The organism is Pseudomonas paralactis (assembly GCF_001439735.1).
GTDB classification, from domain to species: Bacteria; Pseudomonadota; Gammaproteobacteria; order Pseudomonadales; family Pseudomonadaceae; genus Aquipseudomonas; species Aquipseudomonas paralactis.
In genome coordinates this window covers 518,208-526,910 of the sequence record NZ_JYLN01000001.1, presented here as the reverse complement: position 1 = coordinate 526,910, position 8,703 = coordinate 518,208, and the positions used below count along the sequence as shown (strand labels likewise).

The 8,703-nt window shown below is 60.1% G+C and carries 6 protein-coding genes; 3 read left to right on the top strand and 3 right to left on the bottom strand.

Going from position 1 to position 8,703, the window contains the following annotated elements; translation table 11 throughout:
- The first annotated feature begins 52 nt into the window (after positions 1-52).
- The gene (locus tag TX23_RS02500; RefSeq protein WP_157243896.1) at positions 53-2,788 is read left to right on the top strand and encodes a hypothetical protein; all 2,736 of its coding nucleotides are present in this window, start codon (positions 53-55) and stop codon (positions 2,786-2,788) included.
- Positions 2,789-2,852: 64 nt separating this feature from the next.
- Here the strand turns inward: TX23_RS02500 and dsbG are convergent, their stop codons facing one another.
- Genes dsbG through dsbD form a run of 3 tightly spaced genes read right to left on the bottom strand, consistent with a single transcriptional unit; the run spans position 2,853 to position 6,162 of the window.
- Positions 2,853-3,614: a thiol:disulfide interchange protein DsbG gene (gene dsbG / locus TX23_RS02495; protein WP_057700873.1), complete on the bottom strand. Its 762-nt coding sequence runs from the start codon at positions 3,612-3,614 to the stop codon at positions 2,853-2,855.
- A complete protein-coding gene (locus tag TX23_RS02490; protein ID WP_057700872.1) occupies positions 3,590-4,435 on the bottom strand; it encodes a TlpA disulfide reductase family protein in 846 nt (281 codons plus the stop codon). The genes dsbG and TX23_RS02490 overlap by 25 nt, the downstream gene beginning before the upstream one ends.
- Entirely contained in the window at positions 4,435-6,162 is a 1,728-nt protein-coding gene (gene dsbD / locus TX23_RS02485; RefSeq protein WP_057700871.1) for a protein-disulfide reductase DsbD, read from the bottom strand. Before dsbD ends, TX23_RS02490 begins: the two co-directional genes overlap by 1 nt.
- Before the next feature lie 445 nt (positions 6,163-6,607).
- Between dsbD and TX23_RS02480 the strand changes: the two genes are divergently transcribed.
- Positions 6,608-7,288, top strand: coding sequence for a response regulator (locus TX23_RS02480; RefSeq protein WP_057700870.1), 681 nt, complete (start codon positions 6,608-6,610; stop codon positions 7,286-7,288).
- The gene (locus TX23_RS02475; protein WP_057700869.1) at positions 7,288-8,607 is read left to right on the top strand and encodes an ATP-binding protein; all 1,320 of its coding nucleotides are present in this window, start codon (positions 7,288-7,290) and stop codon (positions 8,605-8,607) included. The genes TX23_RS02480 and TX23_RS02475 overlap by 1 nt, the downstream gene beginning before the upstream one ends.
- Positions 8,608-8,703: the final 96 nt, after the last annotated feature.

Sequence of the window (8,703 nt, the reverse complement as noted above, 5' to 3'; positions counted from 1 at the left end):
TGGCCCCATGACCAACGATGATACTTATCTGACGCAGAACAGGAGTCTTAGCATGGCTAATAAGCCCGCCCCCAAAAATATGCCCTCCGCTCAAGCAGTAAGCGTTACGTCAACCTCGTCTACAGGAGCGCTGGCCGCAGCGGAATTGCCTTACCCAATCATCAAGTTCGCAGCGAATAACAGCGTGTTGTACCCCATTGATGCAGAAAAGGGCACGACAGCCACACTGACACTCCCGACGGGGGCCACCAATGTCATGTTGTACATGGCTATCAAAGGGCAGGATGAGCCAGTTTTCGAGCCCGTTTCCGTGGCTGACGGCGTTGAAGTCGTCGATATTCCGGCACAGTTGATCAGCTACTGTATTGGGCACACCGTGCTGTTCAAATACACGGCCACGGCGGGAGGTCGATTACACGAGTCCTTGACGCTGGAGTTGGAAGTCCAGCAAATCAGGGAGGAAGATTTGATTGTATCGAGGCCGGTATTTTTTCACGCCAGGAACGAGTCGAACACCTCGTGGCTGAGGATGCAGAACTTCACCGGCGATGAAATCGTTCACATCAAGGCGTGGCCGATGATCTATGAAGGCCAACGTCTGTTCGTCACCGTCGCTGGTAATCAGCACGTCACCCCGTATCGCTTCATCTGGGTGGCGTTGGATCACGTGGTGCAGCCCCATGAGGCTCATGCTGATCACGTTTTCAAGTTCTCTCTTTCGCGAGGTTGGTTATCCAGACTCGAAGACTATTCGGCTATCACCGCCCATCTGGGAGTGATTTGGGACAAGACTGCGCCTGTGTTTCCCGAGCCGGGCGACCCGCTTCTGGAAAATCCGCTGCCTATCAATGCTGAGGACTTCCACCTGCGCACGACCTCGCTCTTGCAGGTCGACCCGGCCCAGGATCTGGACCCACCCCATTTGCGCGAATCGGTTGAGCTGCCTCCAGGCCAATGGCAGGTCAATCCCACCAACACGGTCAACGGTGGGCATGCCATTGTCAGTTATGAAGGCATGTATGAAGGTGACCATGTCTGTGCTTACGCGTCCGGGCCAAATTACGGGCCTGTGGCACTCGGTTGCCAGGGCGTGAAGAGCGGCGAAACGAACCTGTCATTCGATGTCGCTCCAGACATCATCGCAGCCCTTTTCAACAAGACCTTGACTCTTAACTACAGCCTTCGATTCAACAGTTACGAGCCCCAGTATTCGCCTGAGCGCTTGATCAAAGTACTTGCGCCACAACTGACCAGACCAAGCGTTGAACAGGCAACGGGGAATACCTTGGACCTCAACAACTTTAGGGGGAATGCGACGGGGGTGGTGCCTGTTTGGAATTATGCGGTAGAGAAGCAATGTTGCTGGATGTGGGTAACCGGTACGCTTGAGGATGGCAGCGACTATTGTTTTTATGTGTTGGAAGGCGTGCCGCTTGATGCTGCCTGGTTACACGATGGGGTCGATACGCCGATGGACAGGACCCAGTTGCAAAAGCTGGCGGATTGCAGCGAGTTTGAGCTGCATTTTGCGGCGAACTTCGATGGTCAGTGTGCGCTGGAAAGCGCCGTGGAGTTCCCTGTTCGGACTTTCAGCATCGAGCAAGAGGCTTTGACACTACCCCCTCCAAGGGTGTGTGAAGCGGTGGATGATCAACTGACCATCTGGAATGGCCGGAACGGTGTGACGGTGCGGGTGGAGTATGAGCGGGTCAGCTCCAGTCATGAGATCGAGGTGAAGTGGGTCAAACCGGACGGTACGAGCCTGCCGTTGGAATCAAAACCGGGCAATAGCGATCCTGGCTATGTCGATTTTGCGATCCCGCGTGAAGCGGTGATCCAGGGCGCAGGTAAAACCATCCTGATCCATTACATAGTGACCAGTAGTTGTAAGCTGGCGCCGTCGAAGACGCTTGCGTTGAAGATCAGTGTGCCGACCCGGTTGCCGACACCCGTTGTACCGCAGGCTACGCCACCGGCATCCAAGGGGGGGATTTTGGACCTGAGGAACTTTACAGGGGATGCGCATATCACTGTGGAACAATGGTGGTTCATTCTGGCAGGCCAGGTGGGATGGCTAGAGTGTCGAGGCACTCAGGAAAATGGCTCTCCCTACACTATCAGGGTGATGCTCAACGAGCCGATTACCCCAGCTGATGTGGCCGATAGCGTATTGCGGGTGCTCAAGCGCCAGGAACTGGAAAAACTGCGCAATAGAACCGCGTTGGATGTGGTGTTCAAGTGCACGGCAGAGACTGGTGGCCATGAAGCCAGCGCGATTGAGTTTCCTGTCCTGCACCTGGAGTTTCGTAAGGCGTTTTACGATTACACGGACTTCAACCCTACCGGAAAAGACTGGAATAACTGGCAAAGGGGCGCGGGTGCCACCGATTCGAGAGATTTATGGCTGAAACAAGGTCCAGTGCCGCCGGATTTTGCGAATGGATATTATCGGGAAGACGGGGGATACACCAATACAACTAATCCCGCTACACAGCGCGAGAAAATGTTCAAGAACTTTACAGGGCTGGAAGTGGGGAAACGGTACGAATTCAGTGCCTGGGTCCATGATCGTTATTCGCCAGGTACCGGTAGGAAGCCTGCGTTGGTGCTCGTAGTTCAAGGCGTAAACATTACTTTGATAACGCGGCCGGGCACTGCTTGGGAATTGCTTAAAGGTACCTTCCAGGCCAGTTCAAGTTCCTTGAGACTTTCGCTGGATAATATGGAAATGGGTATCGACCCGGAAAATGACTTCGCCGTAACAGGCATCACCGTGAAGGAGGTTTGATCAGAGGTTGCCGAGTCAAAAAAAAAGGCCTCCGATTCAGGAGGTCTTTTTTGTAGAAAAAACCTTATTTCGGCCCAAGAATCTTCACCAACTTCTCCGGCGACGGCGCCCCTTGCTGCTGTTGCAACCCACCCTTGTCATCCAGATAGAAAATCGCCGGCGTCGCCGACAACTCCAGTTCATCCATCAGCTTCATATTCGCATCAAGCTTGGCCTCGACCTCGGCCGGGATTTTTTCCAGCGCCTTGAGTTTGCTGCCCTTGCCGGCCGCTTCGTGGTCTTGCAGGGCTTTTTGCGGGTCTTTGGCAGCGAGCAGGGCGGCGGATTTGCCGGGGCTGTCTTCGCGAATAATGCCGACCATGATGTGGCGCAGTTGCACCTTGCCGGCTTTTACCCATGGCCGCGCCTGTTCCCAGAACATGTTGCAGTACGGGCAGTTGGGGTCGCTGAACAGGTACACGGTGCGCGGGGCGTTTTTGTCGCCGTCCTGGATCCAGCTGCTGTGTTCCATCTTGGCCCAGACTTCCTTGGCCATCGGCGCGTACACCAGTTTTTCCAGGGGGGCGGTGCTCAGGTCATTGCCCTGGGCGTCGTACAGGTTGCCGGCGATCACGTTTTTGCCGTCGGCGGTCAGGTACAGGGCCATGCCACGGTTCTGGTACTGGGCGGCGTAGCCGGTGAGGCCGCTGGGCGCATCGAATTTACCGATGATTTTGGCGCCCTTGGCTTCGATCTGTTTGATCGGCGCCGGCCAGTCTTCGGCCTGGGCCAGGGTGGCGGCGAGCGTCAAGGGCAGCAGGGTCAGCAGGTGGCGGAGGCGAGGCATGTCGGTTTCCTTGTCGTGGTGTCATCGAAGGGTTCCATGGCGCGGGCCAGGCTGGCTTCGGAGAGTTCGCCCAGGTGGCTGTTGATCAGGCGCCCATCGGCTTGGTAGAACAGCGTGGTCGGCAGGGCCATGGAACCCACGGCCTGGCCGAGGCGGCCGCTGGCGTCAAACAGCACGTTGTCCAGGTTCAGGCCCTGAGTGGCCAGGTAGGTGCTGACGCTTTGCATGCTTTCGGCCTGGTTGACGAACAGGAAGGTCACGTCGGGGCGCATACGCTGGGCGTTTTCCAGCACGGGCATTTCGCGCCTGCACGGGGGGCACCAGGTGGCCCACAGGTTGATCACCAGCGGGCCGCCCTGGTAGTCCGCCAGTTGCACCACTTCGCCGTTGGCGTTGCGCAGGGTGATGTCCGGCAGGCGCGTGCCTTTTTCATACAGGCTCAGGGACAGGCTGGCCATGCCCCAGAACAACAAGCCGGTGATCACCCCGGCGCTGAGCGGCTTGCGCAGTGCGGGGCGACGCCAGCCGTACACCAGTGCGCCGAGCACCAGCGCGATGATGCCGGGCCAGGCGAGGAAACCACCGTCACGCAAATCGACCATCTCGACCCAGTCGTTGCTGTAATAACTCCAGTACATCAGCACGAAGCTGATGCGCGCGGCCAACATGCCCAGCAGGAACAGGCTGAACAACACCGATTCGGGGTTTTCACCGCCACGCTTGGCCACGCGCCAGCCCACCAGAGTGGCGAGAATCAGTGCGCTGATCAGCAGGATGTGATTCAGGGCGATGGCGAAGGTGCCGATGGTCAGGGTCAACATCAGCGCGCGTCTCGGGTTTGCGTCCAGCGTTGCAGGAAGGCGGTGGCATCCACTTCGCCGGTGATGCGTTGGGCACGGCGTTCTTCACCGTCCGGGCCGATCCACACGAAGCTCGGTGGCCCCGGCACCTTGTAGCGGCCCAGCAGCTCGCGGCTGGCGGCGTTGTCGGCGGTGACGTCCAGGCGCAGCAGGCGCACGTCTTTGAGTGCGTCCATTACCTCGGGTTTGCCGAATACCTGTTTTTCCATGATCTTGCACGACACGCACCAGTCGGCGTAGTAGTCCAGCAGCACCCATTGGCCCTGGGCCTTGGCGCTGTCGAGTTGGCTTTGCAGCACGGCCGGGTCGTTGATGGTGGTAAAGGCATCGTGGGCGCTCGGTGCACCGGCGACCTTTGAGCCGCTGTAAACCTTCAAGGGTTGCCACAGTTCATCGCTGCCACCGGCTGCGCCCACCACCAGCACCGCGCCCCACAGGCCCAGCACCAGGGAACCGGCGCCGAACACCTTGGCCGCCAGGCCGAACTCACGGGCCAGCGTCCAGCCGCAGTAAGCCATCACCAGCGCCAGGGCACCCCACAGGCCGATCCACAGGCTGTCGCCGACCACCGGGCGAATCATCAGCACCGCGGTGCCCAGGAACAGGAAGCCGAAGATGCCCTTGAGCACGTTCATCCAGGTACCCGGCTTGGGCAGGAAGCGGTTGCCCACAGTGACCAACAGCAACAACGGAATGCCGATACCGATGCCCATGGCGAACAGGATCAGGCCGCCGTGCAGCGCATTGCCGCTTTGGGCGATATACAGCAGGGCGCCGGCCAAAGGCGCGGTCATGCACGGGCCCACCAGCAGGCCGGACAACGCGCCGAGAATACCGGCGCCCACCAGGCTGCCACCGCTTTGCTGGCGGCTGACGTTATCGAGACGGTCACGCAGGAAGGCGGGCAGTTGCAGCTCAAAGAAGCCGAACATCGGCAGAGCGAGCAGCACGAACAACGCCGCAAAGCTGCCGAGGATCCACGGGGTTTGCAAAAGCGCGGCGAGGTTGGCGCCGAGTAGCGCGGCCATCACACCCAGGGCGGCATACACCAGCGCCATGCACACCACGTAGCTGCCGGCCAGGGCAAAGCCGCGACGCGGGCTGGCGCCGCTACCGACCACCAGGCCGGCGAGGATCGGCAGCATCGGCAGCGAGCACGGCGCGAACGCCAGCAGCAGGCCCAGGCCGAAAAAGATCAATAGGCTCCAGCCCAGGCTGCGTTGCTGCAGGCCGCTGGCCAGGCTTTGGTCCTGGGCCTGCGCGGTAGCGGCTACGGCCGGGTTGCCGCCCAGGTCTAGGGTGATCGACTGCGGTGGATAGCACAGGCCCGCATCGGCGCAGCCCTGCCAGCCGAGCTTGACCTTGCCGGTGGTGCCAGCGGGGATCTTCACTTCCAGGCCCTGGCGGTACACTTGCTGTTCGCCGAAGAACTCATCGCTATGGGCTTCACCCTGAGGCAGCACGGGTTGTTCGGCCAAACCGTCGAACTTCATGCGTTGCTGGTACAGGTAGTAACCGTCGGCAATCTGCCAATACAGCTGGGTTTCGCCACTTTCAAGGCGTTCGGAGGTAAAGGTGAAGGCCTTGCCCACCGGGAGGAAATCGGGTTTGGTTTCGAAGGGGTTGCCCGGCGCTGCCTGGGCGAATCCCGCGAACAACACCAGCAGAAAGGTAAACAGATGCCGCATGGTCAAGCCTTAGTTCGATGCAAGTGAGGCACACAATGTGTGGCGTTGATTAACCGATGATTAACCGGACGCTATTCTAGGGGGCGTTCTCAATTAGTTTCCCCGCCGCGTTGTCGCCTTAAAGCGGGCCAGGCAAGGCGCAGGCCGCAGGGAATGGTTGTTCCCTTTCCAAGGCCTGCAACGCAGGCTGGCCCGCTTTAAGGCGACAACCCGAAGGGCCGGGCCTGCTGTTGTGCAGGGCTGCGTTGCTCGAAGCTTATTTGGAATGACCAAACCACGCTTCTCGCGCCTTGCCCTGCACAACAGCAGACCCGGCGCGACGGGGAAACTAATTGAGAACGCCCCCTAGAGTGTAGGGATAATCTGATGTTGCGAACTTTAGCGGCATAATGCGCGCTTAATCTGCCCCTTTTCTAATCACCCCATCTTTCATGAAGGGTTCAGCATGCACGTACTGGTCTGTGAAGACGACGAACTGATCGCCAGCGGTATCGTGGCCGGCCTCGGTGCCCAGGGCTTTACGGTCGAGCGCGTGGCCACGGCCGCAGCCGCCAGGGCGATGCTCAAGGCCGCGGCGTTCGACATCATGGTGCTCGATCTCGGCCTGCCTGACGAAGATGGCCTCAAGCTGCTGCAACAACAGCGCAGCCAGGGCCTGGAAATTCCCGTGCTGATCCTTACCGCACGAGACTCGGTAACCAACCGCGTCGACGGCCTGCAAGCTGGCGCCGATGACTACCTGCTCAAGCCCTTCGACCTGCGCGAACTCGCCGCTCGCCTGCAAACCCTGTTGCGCCGAGTGGCGGGGCGCAGCGTCAACCTGATCGAACACGGCCGCCTGGCCTACGACCCCAGCAGCCGCGAGACCTTCCTGGGCGGCGAGCCGGTGGACCTGTCCCGTCGTGAGCAAGCGCTGTTGCAGGCGCTGCTGCACAACAAGGGCCGCGTGTTGTCCAGCGAGCAGCTCAAGGACAGCGTCTACGGGTTCAGCGATGAGCTGGAAAGCAACGCGCTCAACGTGCATATCCATCACCTGCGGCGCAAGTTGGGCAATGGCATCGTCGAGACCGTCAGGGGCCTGGGCTATCGCCTGGGCCCGGCTGATGCTGGAGAAAACACTCAGTGATGAGCTTGCGCCTGCGCCTGACATTCAAGCTGGGCGCCGCTTTTGTGCTGATCTGGGTGCTGGCGGCCGCCTGGATGCTCAACGATTTGCGTAACCAGATGATGTTTTCCCTCGACCAGCGCCTGGTGGCCTCAGCGCGTATGGTGGCTGGGCTCACCGAGCAGATGCCGGGGTTGGCCAGCGTCAGCGGCGGCGCGCATTTGCGCACCGAACAGTTGAATGTGCCGGGGGGCATGGCCTGTCAGGTCAGTTCCTTGCGCGGCGAGATCCTGGCCCGCAGCCACACCACCCCGGATGAAGGGCTGGAGTCGCGCCGCAGCGGCTTTCGCGACCAGATGATCGACGGCGTGGGTTGGCGCAGTTTCACCCTGTCTCGGGGCGACCTGCTGATTACTACCGCCGATCGTCAAGTGGAGCGTGAAGCGCTTAACCTGTCGATCCTGCTGGCGGCTTCGGTACCGGTCGGCGTCGCGTTGCTCGGTTGCCTGTGCCTGTTGTGGCTGGGCATTGGTCAAAGCCTGGTGCCGCTCAATCGTATGCGTGATGCCTTGATGCGCCGCAGCGCCGACTCTCTTGAACCCTTGCAGATTCACCCGTTGCCCAGCGAGCTCAAGCCGTTGCTCGACACCCAGAACCAACTGTTGCAGCGCATTGCCAAGACCATCGAGCGTGAGCGCCGCCTGACCGGTGACGCCGCCCATGAACTGCGCAGCCCGCTGACGGCCATCAAGACCCACCTGCAAGTGGCGCGTATGACCGAAGGCGCGGCGCGCGACCAGTCCCTGGCGCACGCCGAGGAGGGCGCCGATCGCTTGCATCGCACCCTGGAGCAATTGTTGTTGCTGGCGCGGGTGGAAGGCAGCTTGTCATTTGACGATGGTTTGCAGTCCAGTGCCGAAGAAGTCGCCCGGTTGGCGATCCAGGACGCCAACGCCGGTGATAATCGTCGGATCGACCTGGTGTTGGCCGATGATCTAGCCGGTACACCGCTGGAAATGCCCGTGGGCCTGGCCGTCGCGGCCTTGCGTAATCTATTGGATAACGCCTTGCGCCATACCCCGGCCGATAGCCGCGTGGAACTGAACGTGTCCAGCCACGCTGATCACGTGGTGTTTCGCGTGCGTGACCATGGCAAGCAGATCTCCAGTGAAGACCTGCAATACCTTACCCAGCGCTTCTGGCGTAATGGCAACAGCGAAGGCTGCGGCCTGGGCCTGGCGATCGTCCAGGCGATTGTGCAGCGCTGCGCCTGCTCGCTGACGTTCGACAGCCAGCCGGACGGCTTGCGGGTTGAGCTGGGTATGCCGCTGCGCCGCTGAACCTTGCTTTTCATGTGCCAAGTAATTACCGCCCGCCTGACATTCAACCCTTCAGGATGGCGGTAATTTTTTTGCGCTTGAACGGGCCGAATGATT

Bases quoted from the DNA above. Each gene is read 5' to 3' on its own strand.
- TX23_RS02500 (WP_157243896.1), top strand. From the start codon at position 53: ATGGCTAATAAGCCCGCCCCCAAAAATATGCCCTCCGCTCAAGCAGTA.
- dsbG (WP_057700873.1), bottom strand. From the start codon at position 3,614: ATGCCTCGCCTCCGCCACCTGCTGACCCTGCTGCCCTTGACGCTCGCC.
- TX23_RS02490 (WP_057700872.1), bottom strand. From the start codon at position 4,435: ATGTTGACCCTGACCATCGGCACCTTCGCCATCGCCCTGAATCACATC.
- dsbD (WP_057700871.1), bottom strand. From the start codon at position 6,162: ATGCGGCATCTGTTTACCTTTCTGCTGGTGTTGTTCGCGGGATTCGCC.
- TX23_RS02480 (WP_057700870.1), top strand. From the start codon at position 6,608: ATGCACGTACTGGTCTGTGAAGACGACGAACTGATCGCCAGCGGTATC.
- TX23_RS02475 (WP_057700869.1), top strand. From the start codon at position 7,288: ATGAGCTTGCGCCTGCGCCTGACATTCAAGCTGGGCGCCGCTTTTGTG.